The organism is Pseudomonas sp. AC193 (assembly GCF_979258075.1).
Window position 1 is genome coordinate 2,265,309 of the sequence record NZ_OZ409832.1, and the last position, 23,316, is coordinate 2,288,624.

20 protein-coding genes and 2 pseudogenes are annotated in these 23,316 nt (G+C 57.6%); 11 read left to right on the top strand and 11 right to left on the bottom strand.

Annotated features, from left to right (window positions below; all coding sequences use genetic code 11):
- Nucleotide 1: 1 nt before the first annotated feature.
- The 4 genes and pseudogenes from ACZZ0D_RS10380 to pmrG form a co-directional block, all read right to left on the bottom strand.
- Complete coding sequence (locus ACZZ0D_RS10380) at nt 2-1,015, bottom strand: iron ABC transporter substrate-binding protein (RefSeq protein ID WP_463553145.1); 1,014 nt, start codon at nt 1,013-1,015, stop codon at nt 2-4.
- A 208-nt stretch (nt 1,016-1,223) separates the two neighbouring features.
- Nucleotides 1,224-2,741: pseudogene (locus ACZZ0D_RS10385) on the bottom strand (ArnT family glycosyltransferase).
- Nucleotides 2,738-4,459, bottom strand: coding sequence for a lipid IV(A) 4-amino-4-deoxy-L-arabinosyltransferase (gene arnT / locus ACZZ0D_RS10390; RefSeq protein ID WP_463553146.1), 1,722 nt, complete (start codon nt 4,457-4,459; stop codon nt 2,738-2,740). Before arnT ends, ACZZ0D_RS10385 begins: the two are co-directional and overlap by 4 nt.
- A gap of 57 nt (nt 4,460-4,516) precedes the next feature.
- Nucleotides 4,517-5,095, bottom strand: a complete 579-nt coding sequence (gene pmrG, locus ACZZ0D_RS10395) for a lipopolysaccharide core heptose(II)-phosphate phosphatase PmrG (RefSeq protein ID WP_463554791.1) — start codon at nt 5,093-5,095, stop codon at nt 4,517-4,519.
- 382 nt (nt 5,096-5,477) lie between these two features.
- Here pmrG and ACZZ0D_RS10400 point away from each other — a divergent pair, with 382 nt between their 5' ends.
- On the top strand, nt 5,478-6,782 hold the full coding sequence (locus ACZZ0D_RS10400; RefSeq protein WP_463553147.1) for a sensor histidine kinase: 1,305 nt from the start codon (nt 5,478-5,480) through the stop codon (nt 6,780-6,782).
- On the opposite strand, the gene ACZZ0D_RS10405 is transcribed toward ACZZ0D_RS10400, so the two are convergent.
- The 5 genes from ACZZ0D_RS10405 to ACZZ0D_RS10425 form a co-directional block, all read right to left on the bottom strand.
- Nucleotides 6,740-7,291, bottom strand: a complete 552-nt coding sequence (locus ACZZ0D_RS10405) for a PqiC family protein (RefSeq protein WP_463553148.1) — start codon at nt 7,289-7,291, stop codon at nt 6,740-6,742. The two genes, ACZZ0D_RS10400 and ACZZ0D_RS10405, sit on opposite strands and share 43 nt — an antisense overlap.
- A gap of 17 nt (nt 7,292-7,308) precedes the next feature.
- Nucleotides 7,309-8,964, bottom strand: a complete 1,656-nt coding sequence (locus tag ACZZ0D_RS10410; protein WP_463553149.1) for a PqiB family protein — start codon at nt 8,962-8,964, stop codon at nt 7,309-7,311.
- Nucleotides 8,965-9,166: 202 nt separating this feature from the next.
- Nucleotides 9,167-10,468 carry an NAD(P)/FAD-dependent oxidoreductase gene (locus ACZZ0D_RS10415; RefSeq protein WP_463553150.1) on the bottom strand — a complete coding sequence of 434 codons (1,302 nt, stop codon included), beginning with the start codon at nt 10,466-10,468 and terminating at the stop codon, nt 9,167-9,169.
- Nucleotides 10,465-11,553: a polyamine ABC transporter substrate-binding protein gene (locus ACZZ0D_RS10420; RefSeq protein ID WP_053120227.1), complete on the bottom strand. Its 1,089-nt coding sequence runs from the start codon at nt 11,551-11,553 to the stop codon at nt 10,465-10,467. The genes ACZZ0D_RS10415 and ACZZ0D_RS10420 overlap by 4 nt, the downstream gene beginning before the upstream one ends.
- A gap of 162 nt (nt 11,554-11,715) precedes the next feature.
- Nucleotides 11,716-13,074: a glutamine synthetase family protein gene (locus tag ACZZ0D_RS10425; protein ID WP_463553151.1), complete on the bottom strand. Its 1,359-nt coding sequence runs from the start codon at nt 13,072-13,074 to the stop codon at nt 11,716-11,718.
- A gap of 162 nt (nt 13,075-13,236) precedes the next feature.
- Here ACZZ0D_RS10425 and ACZZ0D_RS10430 point away from each other — a divergent pair, with 162 nt between their 5' ends.
- From ACZZ0D_RS10430 to ACZZ0D_RS10445, 4 genes are all read left to right on the top strand, one after another.
- Nucleotides 13,237-14,133, top strand: coding sequence for a helix-turn-helix domain-containing protein (locus ACZZ0D_RS10430; protein WP_463553152.1), 897 nt, complete (start codon nt 13,237-13,239; stop codon nt 14,131-14,133).
- Nucleotides 14,134-14,229: 96 nt separating this feature from the next.
- A complete protein-coding gene (locus tag ACZZ0D_RS10435) occupies nt 14,230-14,739 on the top strand; it encodes a sigma-70 family RNA polymerase sigma factor (protein WP_401238016.1) in 510 nt (169 codons plus the stop codon).
- The gene (locus ACZZ0D_RS10440) at nt 14,739-15,686 is read left to right on the top strand and encodes a FecR domain-containing protein (protein WP_463553153.1); all 948 of its coding nucleotides are present in this window, start codon (nt 14,739-14,741) and stop codon (nt 15,684-15,686) included. The genes ACZZ0D_RS10435 and ACZZ0D_RS10440 overlap by 1 nt, the downstream gene beginning before the upstream one ends.
- A 67-nt stretch (nt 15,687-15,753) precedes the next feature.
- Nucleotides 15,754-18,156, top strand: coding sequence for a TonB-dependent siderophore receptor (locus ACZZ0D_RS10445; RefSeq protein WP_463553154.1), 2,403 nt, complete (start codon nt 15,754-15,756; stop codon nt 18,154-18,156).
- A gap of 52 nt (nt 18,157-18,208) precedes the next feature.
- Here the strand turns inward: ACZZ0D_RS10445 and ACZZ0D_RS10450 are convergent, their stop codons facing one another.
- Both ACZZ0D_RS10450 and ACZZ0D_RS10455 read right to left on the bottom strand, forming a co-directional pair.
- Nucleotides 18,209-18,550, bottom strand: a complete 342-nt coding sequence (locus tag ACZZ0D_RS10450; RefSeq protein ID WP_463553155.1) for a DUF417 family protein — start codon at nt 18,548-18,550, stop codon at nt 18,209-18,211.
- A 70-nt stretch (nt 18,551-18,620) separates the two neighbouring features.
- Nucleotides 18,621-18,740, bottom strand: a pseudogene (locus ACZZ0D_RS10455) (hypothetical protein); the annotation flags it as partial.
- A gap of 335 nt (nt 18,741-19,075) precedes the next feature.
- On the opposite strand from ACZZ0D_RS10455, the gene ACZZ0D_RS10460 reads away from it, so the two are divergent.
- The 6 genes from ACZZ0D_RS10460 (at nt 19,076) to umuC (ending at nt 23,285) form a co-directional block, all read left to right on the top strand.
- A complete protein-coding gene (locus ACZZ0D_RS10460) occupies nt 19,076-19,588 on the top strand; it encodes a cupin domain-containing protein (RefSeq protein WP_463554792.1) in 513 nt (170 codons plus the stop codon).
- 307 nt (nt 19,589-19,895) lie between these two features.
- A complete protein-coding gene (locus ACZZ0D_RS10465) occupies nt 19,896-20,114 on the top strand; it encodes a hypothetical protein (protein ID WP_053120216.1) in 219 nt (72 codons plus the stop codon).
- A gap of 139 nt (nt 20,115-20,253) precedes the next feature.
- The gene (locus tag ACZZ0D_RS10470; RefSeq protein ID WP_463553156.1) at nt 20,254-21,066 is read left to right on the top strand and encodes a DUF1206 domain-containing protein; all 813 of its coding nucleotides are present in this window, start codon (nt 20,254-20,256) and stop codon (nt 21,064-21,066) included.
- Between the two features lie 90 nt (nt 21,067-21,156).
- On the top strand, nt 21,157-21,480 hold the full coding sequence (locus tag ACZZ0D_RS10475; RefSeq protein ID WP_463553157.1) for a hypothetical protein: 324 nt from the start codon (nt 21,157-21,159) through the stop codon (nt 21,478-21,480).
- Nucleotides 21,481-21,586: 106 nt separating this feature from the next.
- Entirely contained in the window at nt 21,587-22,018 is a 432-nt protein-coding gene (locus tag ACZZ0D_RS10480; RefSeq protein WP_053120212.1) for a LexA family protein, read from the top strand.
- Nucleotides 22,005-23,285, top strand: coding sequence for a translesion error-prone DNA polymerase V subunit UmuC (gene umuC, locus ACZZ0D_RS10485; RefSeq protein WP_463553158.1), 1,281 nt, complete (start codon nt 22,005-22,007; stop codon nt 23,283-23,285). Before ACZZ0D_RS10480 ends, umuC begins: the two co-directional genes overlap by 14 nt.
- The last annotated feature ends 31 nt before the right edge of the window (nt 23,286-23,316 follow it).

Sequence of the window (23,316 nt, forward strand, 5' to 3'; positions counted from 1 at the left end):
CTTACAGGATTCCGGCCTGGGTCATCAGCTCGACGGCTTTTTTGCTGTCGAGTTTCGACGCATCGACTTTCGGTGCATCCAGATCCTTCAGCGGTACCAGTTTCGGGTTGGACTCGATGCCCTTACCAACCGCGTATTCGAACGAATTGCCTTTGTGCAGCACTTCCTGACCTTGCTTGCCAGTGATGTACTGGAGGAATTTCTGTGCTTCATCCTGGTGTTTGCTGGACGCCAGCACGCCACCGCCGGAGATGCTCACAAACGCGCCGGGATCCTGATGCTTGAAGTAGTAAAGCTTGGTGTTCTTGCTGTTTTCGCCGGTCTTGGACTGATCGACGAAGCTGTAATAGTGGTAGATCACACCGCTATCGATCTGCCCGGCATTCACCGCTTTGAGCACGGCGCTGTTGCCGCGATACACGGTGGCGTTGGTCTTCATGCCTTTGAGCCAGTCAAGCGTGGCGGCTTCGCCTTTCTGCTCCAGCACGGCGGCGACGATGGCCTGGAAATCGGCACCGGCAGGCGAGGCTGCCCAACGACCTTTCCACTCAGGCCCGGACAGATCGAGCAGGGATTTCGGCAGGTCTTTTTCCGTCAGTTTGATCGGGTTGTAGACGAACACAGTCGAACGCGCTGCGATGCCGATCCATTGGCCGTGGGCCGGGCGGTAGGCCGAATCCACCTGTTCCAGCGTCGCTGGCGCTATCGGCGCAAATAGCTTGGCGTTGTCGACCAGCACCATCGCCGGGGAGTTCTCGGTAAGGAACACGTCCGCCGGTGATGCCGCACCTTCCTGCACTAACTGGTTGCCCATCTCGGTGTCATCGCCATTGCGGATGGTCACCGGGATGCCGGTTTCTTCGGTAAACCCGTCTACCCAGGATTTGGTCAGGCTTTCGTGCTGCGCGTTGTAGACCACCAGGCCGACGCCGTCAGCCGCAAATACCGGCCCTGCCCCGAGCAGAGCAGTGGTCAGCAATGCACGCTTCAGAAAAGACGGAAGGTGTGGATTCATACGAGAACGCTCCTGTTTTTTAGACGTTATGTGCAGGCACTCGCGGCCAGACTGCAATGCGAATGATTTGCATGTGTTGAGTCGCAGGCAATGTAGTCAGGCAAATGAGAAAAAAACGTCAAACAGACCGTTAATACATGTCATTTCCATTCAGATTAGCAGCGACTCGATGACGCACGAGGGCCGTGCGTCATCTAACGTCTGGTTTTCAGGAGGGATTGGGGATGTACGCGACGCTCTGGTCGGCGCGGCCGTGCAAGGCTTGCTCGCCGTACGTCGGCGTGGTGGTGATGATTCGGTGATCGGCGCTCAGGTAGTCGAGCGGCAGTGGATCGCCCGCGCGGTACTGGGCGACGATGATGGTGCGTTGTGGATTCCACTGCTGACCGCTGGTGCGATCCAGCCATTCGATCATCGCGGCGCTGTTACCGTTGCGAGGGAAGTCTTCCGTCTCCGCCACGTAATAGAACGGCGCGCCGCCGGTTTGCAGGTACATCGGCACTTTGTTGTCGACCTCGACCATCACCATTCGCCATTGATCGAGCGGTGCCTGTTGGCGGGCCTGTTCGCGAACGGTTTCACCGAAGCGGATCACGCCGCCACCGCCGTTGGTTCACGGATAAAAAACTCCGAGAACGCCGGCCAGTAAGACAGCGGCAACGCCGATAGCGATTTTCAGACCGCGACCTTCAACCTTGCGCGCGGCCATGCGCCGGGTGATCCACCACGCGCCGAGCAGTTGCGCGAACGGCACCAGCGGCAGCACGTAATAACTGCGACGACTGCCACTGGCGGTGAAAAACAGCAGCAACAAACCCAAGCCCTGAATCAGCCAGCGCGTATCGGGCTCGATGTCGCGCCAATTGCGCAGGGCCACCCACAATGCGATCAGCCAGCACGGTGACCACGGCAAGGTGTAGACCGGCAAATACAACAAATAGGTGTAGATCGGCCCGATGTTGTCGAAGGGCTGGAAAAACCGCACGACGTTTTCGCGCAGAACCAGGCCCAGGCCGCTTTCCCCGTAGTTTGGCGCGCCGTACAGGTGCGATAACAGGAACGGCGTCATGTAAAACGCCCCGGCAATCAACAACGCCGCACACAGACGCAGATTGAGGTGGCGTTTCCAGCGGCCATCACGCAGCAGATGTGGCAGGAGCAGCAGCCCCGGCAGGATGAAACCGATCAAACCTTTGAACAGCGACGTCAGTGACAGCAGCCCGAAAAATACCGCATACCGCCACAGCTTGGTTTCATCGGGTGCACGCCAGTACCACCAAACCGCAGCCAGTACACCGCACACCGTGAGAATGTCGGCCGTGGCCACCCGCGCCCAGAACACGAAATAGAAGGTGGTCGCCAGCATCCAGCCGGCAATCAATCCGGTGCCTTTACGAAACAGTTGCTCGCCGAGCAGGTACACCAGCCAAACGCTCAGCCACGCCGCAATCACCGACGACAAGCGCAGCGACCACGGCCCCAGCCCGCCCGTCAGCCATGCACTGGCGGTGATCAGCCAATACGACAGCAACGGCTTGTCGTAATAGGGGCCGCCCTTGAGATACGGGTCGAAATAGTCACCGCTCTGCAGCATCTGCAACGCGATGTTGGCCCACCGGGTTTCCGCGCCCCACAATTCACGGCTGCCCAACCCGCACAGCAACAACACGGCGGTGGCAGCGAGCAGAATCAGCAAGGCACGGCGACCATTGGCCTTGGTGATCATGGCTGGCGCTTATCGAAGATGTAGATCTGCAGATTGCCGCGCTGGTAATGCTTGCCGTCGACCGGTAATCGTTCAGTCTCCTCGACCTCCTGGGTACTGTTGACCCGCATCACCACGCCCACCGAGCCTTTTTTACGCGCTTCGGTCATCCACTGGCCGACCTTGTCGAAATCGACTTTGCGTGAAGCCATTGCCGGGTCATCGAGGCCGTATTTGAGTTCACCAACGGTGTTGAGCAAATCCACTTGTGGCCGCTGCAAACGCCATGACAATGCTGACGCCGCGCCCAGATCATTGCTCAGCAGTGAAGTGGTCTCGCTCAATGCCTGCTGATGCTCAGCGATAAACTGATCCGGCATCTTGCTGTCGACGATTTGCGCCGGCATGGCGGCAGGCAGTAAAGCAATCAGCAAACCGATGCCCAGCGCGGGCATCGCCCAAAGCGTCAACGGACGCATTATTTGCAGGGCGTTGGCGATGATCCAGCCGATCAGTACGACAAACACCAGCGACAAGCTGAACATCTCAGTGTTTGCGTAGATCTCTTTGTGGGTTTGCAGATAGATCAGCGCGATCAGCGCGACGCTGCCCAGCACCGTGTTGACCACGCCATTGAGGCGTAACAAGCGAGTATGCCGCTGCTCCAGCCATTGGCTGACGGTATGGCCCATCAGCAACGCCACCGGCATCAGGCACGGCATGATGTACGTCGGTAACTTGCCGCTGCTGAGGCTGAAAAACCCCAGAGGCAACAAAAACCACAGCGCCAGAAACGCGGTTTTCGGTTGGCCTTTTTCGCACCACGCACGGATCAGGGTCGAGGGCAGCAACACCACCCATGGCAAGGTCGCCGCGAACAGAAGTGGCAGGTAGAACCACCATGGTCGCGCATGTTGAGCGTCGTCGCCGGCGGCGAAGCGGCGGATGTGTTCATGCCAGAAGAAGAATCGCCAGAAGTCCGGCTCGCGCATATGCACAGCCAATGCCCACGGCACGCTGACGAGCGCGGCGACCAACACAGCCACCGGGCCGTAGCGCAACAGTTCGCTAAAACGGCGCTGCCAGATCATGTAGGGCAGGGCGACCAGTACCGGCAGCAACAAGGCGAGGAAACCTTTGGTCATCAGACCCATGCCGCACGCGGCGCCCAGTAACGCCCAACTGCCGAGACGTGCGCGCACGGTGTTGCTGTCGATGGCAAACCACACGGCGACGAAGCTCAGGTTGGCCCATAAGGTGAATTGTGGATCGAGGTTGGCGTATCCCGCCTGACCGGCGATCAGACCGAAACTCATGTACAGCAACGCACACGCAGCGCTGATGCGCGGGGTGTTCCACAGTCGGCGCGCCATCAGGTAGGTCAGCCAGACACTGGCGCCGGAACTCAGCGCCGAGGCAATTCGCACACCCAACAGGTTGTCGCCGAAAATCGCCTGGCCGATGGCGATCATCCAGTAGCCGGCAATCGGCTTCTCGAAATAGCGGATGCCCATGAAATGCGGGGCGACCCAATTGCCGCTCAGGCGCATTTCCTGGCTGATCTGGCCATAGCGGGTTTCATCCGGTATCCACAAACCGTGGGTCACGAGCGGTAACAGGTAAAACAGTACGAACGCCGCAATAAGGCCGGGGATCGCCCAACGAACCAAGGCGCAAGGCACAGGAGGCGGCATTAAATGACGGGCAGCGTGGCGCAGCGATTTGTTATCAGACGTCATGACTGAACCTTGGCGCAAATAATGAAAATGCAAATTAATGACGGGTTTTGCAGCGTGCTATTTAGCGCTCAACGTCTGCCAGAACGGCGTATTGAGGATGCCCAGCACTTCAAGTTTCTTCTGCGCATCAATTCGCACCAGCAGAACACTGCCGTATTCGGCGGCAATCGCGTGGGGAAAACCGGTCTGTTTTTCAAAGTCGCTGATACAACCGCTGTGGGTGACCAGTACAAGATTCTGTTGCGCCATTTTGTGCGCAACGATTTCATCACGCAGCGTCGGGCCGCACGTCGCGAGCCAGTCCTGGCTGCTGGCATCGTGACCAAACATGGCGTGCGCGGTTTGCGCGGTGCGGGTGAGCGGGCTGCTCAAAACCTGCGCCTGATGCATGCCCAGCTTGATGAAACCCTGTCCGACAACGGCCGCCGCGCTGCTGCCAGCTTGCGTAATGCCGTCCGCCGGCCCCAGACACGTATTGCTTGAGCGGTCACAGCGTTCGGTGTGACGTACCAGGGCGACCACTTCGCCTTGCTGCCAGGCGCTCATCCAATTGGCGGTGACGCTGTCAGCCGCATGATCAAGATCGGTTGGTGAACGCGGCCACCAGACAAACCCACTGACCAGAATGGCCACCAATACAACACAAGCCAACGCTATCAACAAACGTAATAGGGTCGTGCGCCTTAACTTCGGTGAGGTTTTTAAATGTATTAATTGACTCACGATGTTGCCCCTTTGAACGCCTGATATTTCATTCAGCGCAACGTAATAATCGATACGCGAGCGACTCTACGTTGCTTGACTTGAATGCTGGCTGAACACTACGGTCTGATCCGTGGCGGAGCAGTGAAGAACATGTAAAAAAATTGCCGATTAAAAACCTGTGCAACTAAAACGGCTATTTGATAAATAAACTCAAATACTGTTTTTGTTCACTGCCAGGTCTTACCAAAACTCATCGGTCGCGGTGAAGCTGCAATCTTGCAGCTCGATAACAACACTGGAGTCACCCAAGCGGATGGATCTCAAGCAAAGCCTGACAAAACGCATCGTGATCGTGTTTGCCTTGATGAGCGCGCTAGTCGCCGGAGTGTTTGCGCTGGGCATCGTCGCCACCGTGCACGTGGTAGAACGCAAGCTGACTACAACCACGCTCAGTGGCGGGCTGCATCGCTTGCTGGCAATGGATGACATTGGCCATTGGAGCCATAAGCCTGAGAAGAGCGAGTTGTTTTTCGTTGAGGGCGGGCGCGGCCCGTTGGCGCTGACGGAACAATTGGCAGCGCTGCCCGCGGGGTTTCAGGAGATAAAGTTCTACGGCGATGACTTTTACGCGATGGTCGAGTTGGTCGGTGGGCGTAAATACGTGCTGCTGCGTGATCAGGAAAGCCTCGAACAGCGCGAGCACTTGCTGTTCATTGTGGTAATCGTCGGTTTCATTCTGAGCATCTTGCTGGCGATCGTTTTAGGTCGGCTGCTGGCGCGACGGGTCATGGCGCCAGTGATTCGCCTGGCGCAGCAGGTTCGCCATCGCGATCAGTTGATTGAGCTGGCGCCGCCCATGCACCCTGAATATGCCGCCGACGAAGTGGGCGCACTGGCTCTGTCATTTGACCAGACACTGGGGCGCTTGCGAGAAACCCTCAGCCGCGAAAAACTCTTCACCAGTGATGTCAGCCACGAGTTGCGCACGCCATTGATGGTGCTCGCCAGCTCGTGTGAATTGCTCTTGGCCAACCCTTCGCTGGACGCGCGCACCACCGCGCAAGTCAATCGCATCGCCCGCGCCAGCCATGAGATGCGTCAATTGGTGGAAACCTTTCTGATGCTCGCCCGCAAGCCGGAGGAAGTCAGCGCGCAGTCCGTCTGCACACTCAAGGAGATCGCCGATGCTCAAGTGGAAGTCTGGGGTCGCTTGATTCGCGAAAAAGGTCTGGAATTTGTTTACGAGCCACAGCAGGCCGGCTCGGATCAGTACAACCTGACGTTGCTGCAATCGGTGATGGGTAACTTGCTACGAAATGCCTGGCACTACACCGACGACGGTTTTGTCCGGCTGACGCTTGGCGAGAGCGGTTTCGTGGTTGAGGACAGTGGCATAGGCATCCCGGAGGAGCAGCGTCCTGCGATGTTTCAGCCATTCGTGCGTGGCGATGAGCAGCGCGGAGAGGGGCTTGGGCTGGGGCTGTCGCTGGTGCAGAGAATCTGCAGCCAGCAACAGTGGCAGGTGCAACTGAGCACCCGCGAGCCCAATGGTTGTCGCTTTGCAGTGACGCTGACTCAGGAGGAGGGCGGGCACGCACGCGGATTACCAGCGGTCTGACTGATCAGCGCAGCCAGACGTTTGACGTTGTTCTGCTGGGCCGCCACCAACTCGTCAATGCTCGAGCCTGAGGGCGTCTGCAAGGTAGAGCGGCAGGTCAACGGCCCGTTGTCCGTGTCGCCGAGCGGACGCAGGCGCCATTTCGCATCAATCAACGCGTATTGGCCGGGAATCGAATCGAATCGCTGCACATCGATGCGCACCGATACATTACCGCGACCACTGGTGTTACTCAGTTGATCAGTCAGCGCGCTGCGTAACTCATCGGCCAGACTCGCTCCCCACCACTGTGTTTCTAGAATCGCCAGCCCGCTGTTGCCCTGGCGGATAACGATCTGCGGGCGGTCGACTTGTGGCGGGACGGTGATGCCTTCAATCGGGATTTGCGCGCCGGCGCGGGTGCTACCCAGTTGCACCGGCGTCAGGGTGTGAAAGCTGATCGGGTCGCTGCGGCAGGCGCCGAGCAACAAGCATGCAGCGAGCACGGTGATCTTCAACGGTAATGCCATGGTTTCAGCTCCTGTGCTCAATTGCGTGGCGGGCCTTTAAGGTCCAGTGGTGCGGCGTTATCGGGGCGACCGCGAATCAGCGATTCCGGATGACGGCCCAAGTAATCCGACAACTCACGCAGCGAGCGTGACATCCGTCCGAGTTCTTCGAGCGTTTCGCCGAGTTTTTCGCGTTGTGGCGAATCTTCGGCCAACGTTGAATTGGCGGACTCCAGCGTTTTGCTGACATCGCCGAGGGTTTTTTGCACGCCCGGTAATGTTTTCGCATTGAACTGAGTGAGGCCTTTACGCAGTTCGATCAAGTTGCCATCGAGATTGCTGGCGATACGTTCCACCGGTAGCGCGTTGATCTTGTTGACCATCGCTTCGAGTTTTTCCTGCAACTGTTCGAGGCTGCCCGGAATGGTCGGGATGCTGATCGGACGGGCCGCCGGATCAAACGCGACTTTCGGCGCTTTCGGGTAGAAATCCAGCGAGATGTACAACTGCCCAGTCAGCAGGTTGCCATTGCGAGCCTGAGCGCGCAGGCCGTTCTCGATAAACGTGCCGATCAGGCGTACGCCGGCGGCTTCGTCATCTTCTTTCTGGTTGAACGCCTTGAGCATCTTCGCGTGGGCCCGGCCGAGGCGCTGCGGGTAGATGACAATGCCAACGTTGACCGGGAAGGTGCGTTTTACTTCATCGAAGTCGAGGTTGACCGCAACCACCCGACCGATTTCAACGCCGAGGAATTCAACCGGTGCGTCGACCTTCAGCCCACGCAGGGCCTGGTCGAAACGCAGCGTCAGGTATTGGGCCTTGCCGTTGGGTGGGGCGAGGGCGGCGGTTTGATCAGCGAACAATTCGAAATTCTTGTCGTCGCCCGCAGCCGTGTCATTGGGGCTGTAATCCGGTGCGCGAAACGCAATACCCCCGACCAGCAGCGTCGACAGTGATTCGGTCTTCACCGCAAAACCATTGGCGCCGACGTTGACGTCGATACCACTGGCATTCCAGAAACGCGTGTTTTCCGTGACGTAAGCGTCGTTGGGCGAATGAATGAACACTTCGATGTTCACGCCTTTGCCGTCGGCGTCCAATGCATAGGAAACCACTTGGCCGACAGGGATTTTGCGGAAGTAAACCGGGGAACCGATATCCAGAGAGCCCAGATCCTGAGTATGCAAGGTAAAGCTTTTGCCTGGTTCGCCATAGGTGATTGCCGGCGGATTCTCCAGGCCTTTAAAGTTTTTCGCGCGGGTGTTCGCCTGACCGATATCGGCGCCGATGTAGTCACCGGACAGCAGCGTATCGATGCCGGATACGCCGCCAGCACCAATGCGCGGGCGTACAACCCAGAACTGCGAGTCTTCGCGGGTGAAGCTTTCAGCCTGTTTGGCCAGTTTGATGGTGGCGTTGACGTGTTTGTGGTCGTCACTCAACTCGACATCCGAGACGTGGCCAATGACCACATTGCGGTAGCGAACTTCAGTCTTGTTGGCAGTGAGACCATCACCGGTCTTGAAGGTGACCGTAATGGTCGGACCTTCCTGCATGATGTTGTGCACGACCAGCGAAATACCCACCAATACGGCAACAATCGGCACGATCCAGACCAATGACACGCCAAAACGGCGGGTCTTGATCGGTGCCTGGCCTGGTGCTCGCGGCTCGTCGACGGCTGACGACTTCATCCATGTCCTCCTCGGTTTATTGGGCACTGAGCGTCAGTAACGCAAAAGCACCTCATTAATATAGAGGTGCTTGGCGATAGAGCAAATGTGAACAACCCATATGTCATTGAAAATGTAGGAGCTGCCGAAGGCTGCGATCTGTTGATCTTAAAAACAGAATCAAAAGATCGCAGCCTTCGGCAGCTCCTACAGGGGAGGGATGTTAGCCGATGAGTTCGCGCAGGCGATACCAGAACATGCCCAGAGCCAATAACGGCGAGCGCAGCGCCGGGCCGCCTGGGAAAGTCATGTGCGGCACACCGCTGAACACGTCCATGCCTTGGCTGTGGCCGGCGTGAATCGCTTCGCCGAGCAGTTTTGCGCACCAATGCGTGACGTTCAGACCATGGCCGGAATAGCCCTGCGCATAGAACACGTTTGGATGCTGCTTGAGGCGCCCGACCTGCGGGAAACGGTTGGCCGTGATGCCGATCTTGCCGCCCCACTGGTAATCGATTTTCACGTCGGCCAGTTGCGGGAAGACTTTGAGCATTTTCGGCCGCATATAGGCGGCAATGTCGGCCGGATCGCGTCCGGAGTAGTGACAGGCACCGCCAAACAGCAAACGCCGATCCGCCGAGAGCCGGTAATAATCGAGGCCGACTTTCTGGTCGCACACCGCCAGATTCTGCGGAATCAATTGCGCGGCGCGCTCCTCGGACAACGGTTCGGTGGCGATGATGTAACTGCCGGCCGGCAGCACTTTGCCACTGAGCTGTTGTTCGAGTTCATCCAGATGCGCGTTGCAACCCAACACCAGACTGCCCGCACGCACGCTGCCATTGGCGCAACGCACTTGAACGGTGGCGCCGTGGATGATTTCCAGTACCTTGCTTTGCTCGAAAATCCGCACGCCGAGCGAAGCCGCCAGCCGTGCTTCGCCTTGCACCAGATCCAACGGATGCAGGTGGCCTGAGCCCATGTCCACCAGTCCGCCGGCATAGATGTCGGAGTTAACCACTTGCTGGCGAATCTGCTCTGGGCCGATCAGACGGGTTTCGTGGGCATAGCCCAGTTCGGCGAGATCGAGCAGTTCGTCCTTGAAGGCATCGAACTGCGCGGTGGTGTTGGCCAGATCACAGAAACCCCAGCGCAGATCGCACTCGATGCCGTTTTCGCCAATGCGATTGCGCACCAGCTCCACCGAATCGATGCCGGCGCGCTGTAAATAACGCACGCCTTCCTGACCGACGTATTTGGCGAACCCGTCGACGTCATGGCCGATGCCACGGATCAACTGGCCGCCATTGCGCCCGCTGGCGCCCCAGCCGATTCGCCGGCCCTCGATCAGAATCACTGAGAGCCCGCGCTGCGCCAGTTCAATGGCGGTGTTCACCCCGGTGAACCCGCCGCCGATCACACAGACATCGGCGCTCAGATCACCTTCCAATTGCGGATAAGGTGCAGTCGCCCGAGCCGAAGCGGCGTAATAGGATCGGGCGTGTTCTTCGGTGTACTGATTCATTTGTTCGACTTCACTTTGCTCCAGGAGCGGGTCATCAGACGCATGATCGCCTGGGGCGGGGTGGTAGAAATGTAGAGCTTGTCGAGGACTTCCTGTGGCGGATACACCTCAGGATTGTTGACCAGCTCCGGATCCATGAACTGCTTGGCGGCCGGGTTCGGGTTGGCGTAACCGACCGAAGCGCTGACCTTGGCGATCACTTGCGGATCGAGCAGGTAATTGATGAAGGCGTGGGCTTCTTTGGTGTTGCTCGCATCGGCCGGAATCGCCAGCAGGTCGAACCAGAGGTTGGCGCCTTCTTTCGGGATGGCGTAAGCGATGTTCACACCGTTTTTCGCTTCCTTGGCGCGGTTGGCGGCCTGGAACACATCGCCGGAATAACCGAAGGCTACGCAGATGTCGCCGTTGGCCAGATCCGACACGTATTTCGAGGAATGGAAGTAGGTGATGTACGGACGGATGCTCAGCAGTTTGGCTTCTGCCTTCTTATAGTCTTCCGGGTTTTCGCTGCGCGGATCCATGCCCATGTAGTTGAGCACGGCGGGGAAGACTTCGTCGGCGGAGTCCATCATCGACACGCCGCACTGGGTGAGTTTTTTCAGGTTTTCAGGCTCGAACAGCACGGCCCAGGAATCGATGTGATCGATGCCCAGCACTTGCTTGACCTTGTCGACGTTGTAACCGATGCCGTTGGTGCCCCACAGGTACGGCACCGAGTGCTCGTTGCCCGGGTCGTTTTTCTGCAGCAGTTCAAGCAGTTTCGGGTCGAGGTTCTTGAAGTTCGGCAGTTGCTCGCGGTCCAGTTTAAGGAACGCGCCGGCCTTTACCTGTCGGGCGAGGAAGTGGTTCGACGGCACGACCACGTCATAGCCGGTGCGGCCGGCGAGGAGTTTGCCTTCGAGGGTTTCGTTGGAGTCGAAAACGTCGTAGATCACCTTGATCCCGGTTTTGGCCTGGAAGTCGGCGAGGGTGGTTTCGCCGATGTAGTCGGTCCAGTTGTAGACGCTGACTTGTGGCTGGGCGTGGGCTACGGCACTGAACAGAACGCTCAGGGCCACCGGGATTACGGATTTCAACAGACGCATATCGACACCTCTTAAATTTATTGGATTTTTCAGGCGTTTCGCTATTCCCCATGTGGGAGGGGGCTTGCTCCCGAAAGCGGTGTATCAGTCGACATCCATAGTGATTGTGCCGACGCTTTCGGGAGCAAGCCCCCTGCCACAGGGATTTGTGCAGATTTGGGGTTAAACGCTCAGCAGCAGGAACTCGCGCTCCCACGAGCTGATCACGCGCTTGAAGTTTTCATGCTCGGCGCGTTTCACCGCGACGTAGCCCCGCACGAATTTGTCGCCGAGGTATTGCGCAACGGTTTCGCACTCTTCCATTTGCGTCAGCGCTTCTTCGATGGTGATCGGCAGGCGCAGGTTGCGGCGTTCATAAGCCCGACCTTCCACGGCAGCGCTCGGCTGCACCTTGTCGACCATGCCGATGTAACCGCAGAGCAAGCTCGCGGCGATCGCCAGATACGGGTTGGCATCGGCGCCCGGCAAACGGTTTTCCACACGCATCGCTTCAGGGCTGGAGGTCGGCACGCGCAGGCCGACGGTACGGTTTTCTTCGCCCCATTCGACGTTGACCGGTGCCGAGGTGTCCGGCAGGAAACGGCGGAACGAGTTGACGTTGGGCGCGAACATCGGCAGCACTTTCGGGATGTACTTCTGCAAACCGCCGATGTAATTGAGGAACAGCTCGCTCATCTGCCCGTCTTCATTGGCGAAGATCGGGTTGCCGGTGGCGATTTCAACCACGCTCTGGTGAATGTGCATGGCGCTGCCGGGCTCATCACCAATCGGCTTGGCCATGAACGTCGCGGCGACGTTGTGCTTGAGCGCAGCCTCACGCATGGTGCGTTTGAACACGGTGATCTGGTCAGCCAGATCCAGTGCGTCGCCGTGACGGAAGTTGATTTCCATCTGCGCCGGGCCGTCCTCATGGATCAGCGTGTCGAGATCCAGACCTTGCAGTTCGCACCAGTCGTAGACGTCTTCGAACAGCGGATCGAATTCGTTGGCGGCATCGATGGAAAACGACTGCCGACCGCTTTCAGCACGGCCCGAGCGACCCAATGGCGCCTTGAGCGGCAAGTCCGGGTCTTCGCAGCGTTGGGTCAGGTAGAACTCCATTTCCGGCGCAACAATCGGCTTCCAGCCTTTGTCGGTGTAGAGCTGCAAGACTTTCTTGAGGACGTTGCGCGGCGACAGTTCGATAGGGTTGCCGAACTTGTCGAAGGTGTCGTGGATGACGATGGCGGTCGGTTCGATCGCCCATGGAATCACGTAGACCGCGTCAGCCACTGGCTTGCAGACCATGTCGATATCGGCAGGATCGAGCAGGTCGTAGTAGATGTCGTCGTCGACAAAATCCCCGGTTACCGTTTGCAGCAGCACACTTTCCGGCAGGCGCATGCCTCGCTCATGCAGGAACTTGTTGGTCGGTGCGATCTTGCCGCGGGCAATGCCGGTCAGGTCACTGACCACACATTCAACTTCGGTAATCTTGTGATCTTTCAGCCACGTGAACAGCTGATCGAAAGGGGCATTCATAAAGACCTCGTTATTGGTTTTATAGACGCCGGGGAGGGCGGGTTTCATCTTCCGCCCCTTCCCCTGTGGCGCGTTGACGACTATCTTGGGCGAGCCTTGCAGTTCCATCTATCCACTTTAAGCAGCACCAAAGCGCACCAAAAGAGTGCGCAAGGTCACCCCATGACAACGTGCAATCCGCTCCAGGTACAAGCGTTCAACACCGCCGATGTGGCCGAGCAAGTGCGCGCCACACCGGGCTGGGTACAGCATTACCAACAGATGTCGCCGGGCCATTTCGCCGGGCAGATCCGCTATCTGGATCTGCAGGGTGTCGAGGTTTACGAAGAGCAGATGAACACCCGCGTCGAGCAGAATTTCAGCGCACCCTCGGGTGCTTTGGCGTTTTGTTTTGATCGCAGTGATAACGCGCTGTACCTGCTCAACGAAGACAGCCGCAACATCTGGATCACCCCGGAGAACTATCAGGAAATTGCCGTGGTGTTCGGCCCGCAGTTCGTCCGTCAGCACGGTCTGGATGTGGCGAAACTCGAAGGTTTGTTCATGACCCAGCTCAACTGCGGACAGAACGCCCTGTTCAGTCGCTGGTTAAGCTCAACTCTCACGAAGTTGACGCAACCACTTGATATTGATGAAAAAGATGCACTGACAAAACAGCTGCTTGAGGACTGTATGTTCCTCCTCGACAACGCACGCGTGTGTCTCGACGGCGGCGGATTACAGCGCCGCGCCGAAGAGCGAAACATCATGAAACGGGTAGGGGAGTGGGCCGCAGATTCACCGGAAGACACCGTCAATCTGCTTGAGCTTTCCAACGTTGCGGGCGTGTCGTTGCGTCAGTTGCAGCAAGCGTTCAAGGCGTACACCGGAATGACGCCCAGCCACTGGCTGCGTTTGCGCCGGTTGAACAGTGCCCACCGCGAATTGCTCAAGCGCAGACCCACGGAAACCACGGTGGCGGAGGTGGCGATGCAGTGGTCGTTCTGGCATTTGGGGCGGTTTTCCAGCAGTTATCGGGCGTTGTTTAACGAGTTGCCGAGCGAGACGCTGAAGCGTTAATGAATGCTGCAGCGACGAAAAAGACCTTTGTCTCCTGAGTGAAGTTAATTAGAATCAGTCTCATTTGAATTCTTACTTCGCGCAGGGCCTCTCGAGATGACTGAAGCAGCGACGCCATCGCAGCAGAGCCTGCACGAGCTGTACCGCGATCATCGTGGCTTTCTCGAAACCTGGTTGCGGCGGCGCATGGGCAATGCCTGGGATGCGGCGGATCTGAGTCAGGACACCTTCATGCGCGTGCTGTGCAGCGCGCAACCCATCGTCGACATGCGCGAGCCACGAGCTTATTTGCTTACGGTCGGCAAACGTCTGCTGAGCAATTTCTACACCCGCCGCAGCCTCGAAAAAGCCTATCTCGAAGCCCTCGCGCAATTGCCCGAAGAGTGCGTGCCGTCGCCCGAGCAGCGTTGGCTGCTGCTGGAAACCCTGCAAGCGCTGGACGAATTACTCGATGGCTTGCCGCGAGCGGTGCGTAAGGCGTTTCTATGGAGTCAGCTCGAAGGCCTGGGTTATCGCGAGATTGCCGAACGCTTGCAAGTCTCTGAGCGAACCATAAAACGTTATATGGCAACGGCTTACGAGCATTGTTTGATGCTAGATCTATGATGAGAATAGCGCCCGGTAATGAAGCGCGGGAAGTGGCGCGGGCTGCCGCGCAATGGCTGGCGTTGCTCGAGTCCGGTGAGGCCAGCGAAGCCGATTACTCACGGCTTAAGACCTGGCGCGAGAGCGACAGCCGCCACGAAAACGCCTGGCAGAAGATTCAGTTATTACGCCAGCGATTTTCCAGTCTGCCCACAGAGTTGGCCATGGCCACCCTCGATCGACCGGATCTGGCGCGGCGTGCGGCACTGAAACGGGCGCTGGCTCTGGCCGCATTGGTGCCGACGGCGTGGCTGATCAGTCGCCAATTACCGTTGGACGTCTGGCGCGCCGATTTGCACACCAGCACCGGCGAACACAAACAGACGCTGCTGGCCGATGGCAGCACCTTGCAACTGAACACCGCGAGTGCGGTGAATGTCGATCTCACCAACCGTCAATTGACCTTGGTGCGTGGTGAAATGGCGCTCAACGTCCGTGGCGGCGCGGCGTTGACGATCAATGCGCCTTACGGCCGGATCATCGTCAGCCGCAGCGAAGCCTGCGTGCGCCTTAATGAGCGTGATTGCAACGTATCGGTGCTCAGCGGATCGGTGCAATTGCAGCCGTTGCACGGGCCTTTGCTGCAACTGAATGCAGGGCAACAGATTAACCTGCAAGCCTCAGGCGCCGGTTTGGTCACGCCTTACGACACGAAAATGCCCGGTTGGCGCGACGGTGTGTTGATGGCGCAAAACCAGCCATTAGGCGACTTCCTGCGCGAGTTAAGCCGTTATCGCCCGGGTTTATTGCGCTGGGATCCTGAACTGGAAAATCTGCGCATCACCGGCAGTTTCCGCCTCGACAACACCGATAAAGTCCTCGCACTGCTGGCGGCGAGCCTGCCGCTGGAGGTGCATTCGCGCACGCGTTTCTGGGTCACGTTGATGCCGCGAAAAAATATCGTCTGAAGCCTGTCCCTTTTATTCGCCTCACCGGTCATTGCAGGTAAGTGAACAAAATCGAGAGCTTCTTCCAATGCCCGCAGTATTCCCAAGTCGTTTGCGTCCGTTGTTGCAGTTGAGCCTCCTGCTGAGCCTGAGTGCCAGCCCTGTGTTGATTCAATCCAGTTGGGCCGATGACGCGGCCCGCCGCAGTTATTCGGTACCGGCCGGCAGTTTGAGTGCCGCGTTGACTCGCTTTGCCGGGTTGGCCGGGGTCAATCTGTCGGTGGATCCGGCGCTGGTCAGTGGCCGCAACAGCAACGGTTTGTCCGGCGAATATGGCGTGGAGGAGGGCTTCACCCGCTTGTTGCTGGGCTCCGGTCTGCAACTGCAACCGGTGGGCGATCACGCTTATACGCTGATTCCTGCGGCCGATGGCAGCAGCCTGCAACTGGCGCCGACCTCGATTCTCGGCGCCACCGGATCGAGCGATGCCGATGTGTTTGCTGGCGGCCAGGTTGCGCGGCGTGGCTCGCAGGGCTTGCTGGGGTCGAAAGACTTTATGGAAACGCCGTTCAGCATGACCACCTATACCAGCGAGGCGGTGAAGAATCAGCAGGCGCGCACCTTGGGCGATCTGATTTCCAGCGACCCCTCGGTGCGCGCGACCAACCCGGCCGGTGGCCGCTATGAGCAATTCACCATTCGCGGTTTCAGCTTGTTCAACAGCGACGTTTCGTACAACGGGCTCTTCGGTGTGTTGCCGACGTACACCATCGACATGGAAATGGCCGATCGCGTCGACATCCTCAAAGGCCCGAGCCAACTGATCAACGGGATCTCGCCACGGGGCAGTGTCGGCGGCGGGATCAACATCGTGCCCAAGCATGCCACCGACCAACCGATCACCTCGCTGACCGCCAATTACGCCTCGAACAATCAGCTTGGCGGCGCGGTGGATGTCGGCCGGCGTTTCGGTGAGGACAACAAATTCGGTCTGCGCTTCAATGGCGTCAAACAGTCCGGCGACACTGAATGGGATCATCAGAGTGTCGACCGCGACATGGCGGTGTTGGGGCTGGATTTTCGCGGTGAGCGCTTGCGGCTTTCCACCGATGTCGGCCACACCGAACGCGATACCGATGCGCCGCAGGAACGCGTGCAAGTCGCCGCCAACGCCAAGGTGCCGAGCGCCAACGACGTGCATCGCAACTACGCGCAACCGTGGAGCCAGGCGAAAACCGAGGACACGTTTGGCACGGTCAACGCCGAGTTCGACGTCAATGATTCGGTGATGGTGTACGGCGGCGTCGGTGCGCGAAAAAGTAACCACGACTTCCTGCGCCACGCGGTTTCCGTCACCAACGATGCCGGCGACTTCAGCGTTCTTCCGCGAGATTTCACCCGTGACGAAAATGTGCGTACGGCCACGGCCGGTGTGCGCAACTGGTTTCACACCGGGCCGGTGAGTCACGAGGTCAACCTCGCGGCGAGCTACTTCTACATGGATTTCGAGAACGGCGGCGCGCGTTATGCGGCAGGGCGCAGCAACCTCTATAACCCGGTGGAAACAGCGAAACCCGCCACGCCGACGCGCTACGACGCCAAGGTCTATACCGAAAACCGTTTCAGCGGCGTGGCGCTCTCGGACACCTTGGGTTTCTTCGATGATCGTTTACTGCTGACCCTCGGTGCGCGCTGGCAGCGGGTCAAAGTCGATGACTGGAGCGATGACGTGAAGGGCGACACCGCTTATGACGAGGAAAAAGTTTCGCCATCCGGCGGCATTCTGTTCAAGGCGACCGACAAGCTGTCGCTGTACGCCAACTACATGGAAGGCCTGAGCCAGGGCAAGATCGCGCCGTCGACGTCGGTGAACGAGGATGAGATTTTCCCGCCGTTCATTAGCCGTCAGGTCGAAGTCGGGGCTAAATACGATGCCGGCGCCTATGCGCTGACCGCTGCGGTTTTCCGCATCAAGCAACCTGCTTATGAAACCAATGCGACGACGCGCGTGTTCGGGCCCAATGGTAAACGCGAGAACAATGGCGTTGAACTCAGCGTGTTTGGCGAACCCCTGAAAGGCTTCCGCTTGCTCGGCGGTGTGATGTACATCGACAGCGAGTTGACTGAAACCACCAACGGCACGTTTGACGGCAATCGTGCGCCAGCGACGCCGAAGTACAACGTCAATTTGGGGGCTGAGTGGGATGTGCCGAACGTGCGGGGGCTGACGTTGACAGGGCGCGGGATCTATTCGAGCTCGCAGTATCTGGATCAGTCAAACCAGAAGGAGATCGACTCCTGGGAGCGCTTCGATGTCGGCACGCGATACGCGTTCAAGCTGGATGAAAAGACCATCACCTTGCGCGGCAATATCGAGAACGTGCTGGATAAGCGTTACTGGAGTTCGGCAGGGGCGTCAGATGACAGTGAACCGGGGTTGACGCTGTCGACGCCACGGACGTATTTGCTCTCGGCCACTGTGGATTTCTGATATGAAAACGCCCGGTATAACCGGGCGCATGATTGTTCTGATCAGAACAGATTCAAAGTCCGCTGTGCTCTTCAACCGGGGCCAGCGGGTTCTGGCAGGCGAAGTTGCCTTTTGAGTTTCTCAACACCGTCAGCAGGCTGTGCTTGAGCAACACCACCGAGCCGGCCAGCAACACCGCATCCTTGATCAGAAAACTGGTCGCACCGCCCATCGCCGGAAAACCGCCAGCCGACGCCTCCCAAGCGCCCGGCGTGGTGAAAATCAGGGTGAGGGTGGTCAGGTAAGTGACCACCGAGCCTGCGGACGCCAGCACGGAAATTCGCGGAAACCAGATGCCCAGAATCAAACTCAGGCCAATCGTCGGATTCCGCCACACCCAGGGCGTAGCTGGCACCTTGTATCCCGAACGCACTGTGCATCCAGCCGAGGATTGCGCTGTTACTGAGCAACGGAACCAGGCCCTGAGCTTCATAGGGAAACCATTTGGCATAGCCAAACATCGCGAAGATCAGTATCAGTGCCCACCGCATCAACTTGATTTCAAAGTCGTTGGAGAGCAGGCGAAGGAGGGCGGGAGAGTTCATGGTAAATCCTTGTCTTTAAGGTAGATGACAACCCATAGAGAAGGATCAACGTCGAAAATTACACATCACCTCAGGGAGGGTGAAGGATTGAGAAAAACAAACCGTTACGGAAATAGCCTACAGATTCTGGCACTGCGTACGCTTAGCGTGTGCAGCCAGTCTATTGGACGTTGACTTGTGGCTCTTCTCATTCTTCGCCTCCCGTTTGGGAGGTTTTTTTTGCCTGAATTTAGTTGGAGAGAGCGTCTGGGGATGGCGATATACTTAACTACACTAAATGACCGTTTAGTCGAGCTATCCAGAAGTTAGCCGCATATTCGAAGGAGAAGGCCGTGATTCAGCGCAGAAAGGGATCCGAGGATGTGATCAGGGCACTGAATCTGGAGCCTCACGCCGAAGGTGGTTATTTTCGCAGAACCTATCAGGCAGACCATCGAGACATGCTCGAAACGGCCAATGGTTCACGATGCCTGATGACGTCTATTTATTATCTTCTGGATGAACAATCGCCCGTGGGCCAGTTTCATTTCAATCAGTCGGACATCCTGCATTACTTTCATCTGGGCGACGCCATCGAGTACAGCCTGATTCACGCTGACGGTTCGTTGCAGACGTTGGTAATGGGCAGCGACATGCTCGCAGGACAGCTTTTGCAATTACACGTCCCGGGCGGAATCTGGAAAGCTTCACGGTTACTGGATGGGCCGAACGGATTTGGATTGATCAGCGAAGCGGTTTCGCCAGGGTTTGATTTTGCGGACATGGAAATGGGTGATCGTCAGAAACTCGTGGATCAGTTTCCACAGCATCGAACGCTGATTGAGAAGCTGACGCGTGATGAGGGTTGAGTGAGGTGAATTTCAACGGGTTGCTAAAGGCTATGGGGAAAGAGGTTCCGATGGCGATGCTGGAGATTGAAATGCTGTGCGCAACCACCCCAGCCTCGTAATACTTTGTTACGTGTAATGTATATTATGTTAAATCATGTATTACGGAATGCTGTTCACAACCTCCCTGCATCACGACTTCGAAAAAATCGTTTCAGATGATCACGCTCTTTCAACGGGCCTTGTTGTTCAAAGTCATGGCGGCTGGTGATAGCATGCGCACCCCCCGGATTGGGGGCTTTATCACTTCCCGTAAGGAACACGCCCTGTGAAAGACTTCGTCATCAGCGTCAACAATCTCGTCCTCTACGTTTCCCTGGCCGTTATCTGGCTGGTCGCTATCGTGTCTCTGTTCACCGCCGGTTTCTTGCCAGCGCTGGGGATTTTCGTTGCCGGCACGTTGGTTTGGTGCATCGTTTCCGGTTTCTGGTTCGTCCAGTCGGCGACTTACGAAGAGCTGCGCAAGCTCAACGCTAATAAAGTCTGAAGTGCCTGTGCGGAGCCATAGTGCTCCGCCTCTCTGGGCGACTAGCGCCTCTAAACCTGGATTCCCCACCCAGTAAATCGCGGTAGAACCCCTCCGAACCGCAACGGTCTGTTCCTTATTACTCTCAGGAATTGATCCGATGTCCGCGCACCGCAGCCTTGTGATACTCGCTCGAGGTGGATACGCCGCTCGAGGCGTGCTCTATTTGATCATCGGTATCTTCGCGTTACTCGCCGCCCATGACTCAACCAAACCCAAAGACAGTCACAAAAGTCTCGAAGCTTTGTTGGCCCAGCCATTTGGCTATTTTTTAGTAGGAATTGTGGTCGCAGGTCTGCTCGCGTTCGCAGCCTGGCGTGTACTGCAAGCCACGCGTGATGTTGATCACCACGGCACAAAACTCAAAGGTTTGGTAATTCGCGCGGGTCTTTTGGCGGGCGGTCTGGTCAATGGCGCGCTCGCGTTATTTGCATTGAGCCTGCTTGTGAGCGGCATCAAAAGTTCGGGCAGTTCCGGAGGGCAAACCAAAGACTGGCTGGCGCATCTGTTGTCGTGGGAATACTCGAATTTATTGGTTTACCTGATCGCGCTTATTCCGTTGGGTGTTGGTATTGCTCACATCATCAAGGGCTGGAAAGCCTCGTTTGAAAAGTATTTCGAGGCCGACGAAGACGTCATGCGCTATGTCCGCCCGGTGTCCCGATTTGGTCTGATCGCCCGTGGCGTGGTGTTTATAGAGATCGCATTGCTGCTGGCCGTCAGCGGTTCCGCTTATCAGGCGATGGATCCTCCCGGTATGAAAGAAGCTTTGGACGCGCTGCAAAATCTGCCCGCAGGATGGCTGATTTTGATGGTGATGGCCTTGGGGCTGATTGCCTTTTCGGTCTACAGTTTTTCTGAAGCGTGCTGGCGCAAGATCAACATGGACGTGCCGGGCGTTTCCAGTCAGTAGATCCTCAGGAATTAACTACGATCCGCCCTCCTGTTCCCGATACTTCGACAATCGTCCATCAAGCATTCTTTGGCCGATCGGAGCTCAGCAATGCATCCAGTCACGCCTGACGGTCGCTACTTTGTTGTCAAAGGGCAGCTATGGCGATGCACCAATCCCTCGCTGCAAGAAGATCTGCGACAGCAACTCGTAGACGAACTAATGACCGCCCGACGGGAAGTAAAAACTGCAAAAGCCGCCAGTGATCCTCAGCAATTGAAGGCAGTAAGAGCACGCGTTCATGCTGCAAAAGTTGCACTTGGAGAACGAGGCCCGGTGTGGTGGAACGACGGCAGCCCCGACCTCAACAGGCATCAAGTTTCCAATACGCCTTACGCGCAATGGTATGAAACGCTCTGCAAAGGAACTGATTAGCCCGCCAATACGGTCATCCGTCGAATTGCCGTGCCCTTAGATTGACCAAAAGCCAAGCAAATCGTTAACTGTATGCATGTACAGTTAACCTGATAAGGCTTGCATCATGAGCATCACCCTCCTCGGCCCACTCGCGACCGGCGGCCAGAAGCTGCCCCTCTACTCATCCCGTGTGCCGGCGGGCTTCCCCTCCCCGGCGGCTGATCACATCGAGAAGCACATTTCCCTCGATGAGCTGTTCGACATCCGCGCGCCGCACGTGTACCTGGTGAGAATTGACGGCGACAGCATGCAGGGCGCCGGCATCTATTCAGGGGATCTGGTGGTCGTTGATCGAAGCATTGATGCGGTCAGTGGCGATATCGTCATCGCTGCGCTGAACTCCGAACCCTTCTGCAAGCGTCTGCTGCTGCGCGAGAACGCCGTGATGCTTTTATCAGAGAACCCGAAATACCCGGCAAGACATGTCATGGAAGGCGATGAGCTGGTGATCTGGGGTGTGGTGAAATACAGCGTGCGCGATCATGACAACACCTGAACCTGTCTTCGCTCTGATTGACTGCAATTCGTTTTACGCGAGTTGCGAGCGAGTTTTCCGGCCCGACCTGGCGAAGACGCCCATCGTGGTGCTGTCCAACAACGATGGCTGTGTGATTGCGCGCAGCTACGACGCCAAACCGTTTGTGAAAATGGGCCAGCCGTACTTCCAGATCAAGGATCATCTGCGCCGTAACGGCATCGTCGCGTTCAGCAGTAATTACGCGTTGTATGGCGACATGAGCGAACGCGTCATGACCATCATCGAATCGCTGGTGCCTGCGCTTGAGGTCTACAGCATCGACGAGGCGTTTGCCGATCTGACGGGCATTGCCGGTGACTTGTCCGCGTTTGGTCGGCAGATGCGTTCTGCACTGCTCAAACGCACGGGCATTCCTGTCGGTGTGGGCATTGCCCGCACCAAAACCTTGGCCAAGCTCGCCAACCATACCGCGAAAAGGCTGCTGGACATCACCGGCGGCGTGGTCGATCTTTGCGATCCATTCAAACGTGACTGGACGCTGCGCAATACCGATGTCGGCGAGGTCTGGGGCATCGGCAGGCGTATGAAAGCTCACCTGGAAGTCATGGGAATCAGCACTGCCATGGACTTGGCGAAGGCCGACCCGTGGATGCTTCGGCAGAAATTCAGCGTGGTGATCGAAAAGACTGCGCGCGAGCTTGCCGGCACGTCATGCCTCGAACTGGGAGAAGCTGACCCGCCGAAGCAGGAAATCTGCTGCAGCCGAATGTTCGGCACGCGACTCACGCAGATCGAGCCGATCAAGGAAGCCGTCGCGACCTACACCCAGCGTGCGGCCGAAAAACTCCGCGCGCAGAACTCGCTGTGCAAGAAGATCCGCGTGAGCATTCGCACCGGCATGTTCAATCCGGAAGAAGCGAAATATGCCAATGGTGCGCTGGTGGAATTGCCCTACCCGACCAACGATGTGCGCCTGATGACGAAAGCAGCCACGGAAGCGGTCAATAGGCTGTTTCGCCCGGGTTTCAGATACAGCAAGGCCGAAGTGCTGCTGATGGATTTGCGGCAGCCGGGTGAATTCACGGATGACCTGTTCGCCCATACCCAACCGGTGATGGCTGACAAGGTCATGAGCGTTCTCGATGAGATCAATGGCCGCTGGGGCAAGGGAGTCCTTCGGGTGGCCAGTGTGCCCGCCGCGCCTGACTGGGGGATGCGTCGAGACCTGATGAGCCAAAGCTACACGACCAAGGTCAATCAGCTGTGGACGGTCAAGGCCCGATAGCCGGCGGGTGTTGCCGAACATTTGACAACAC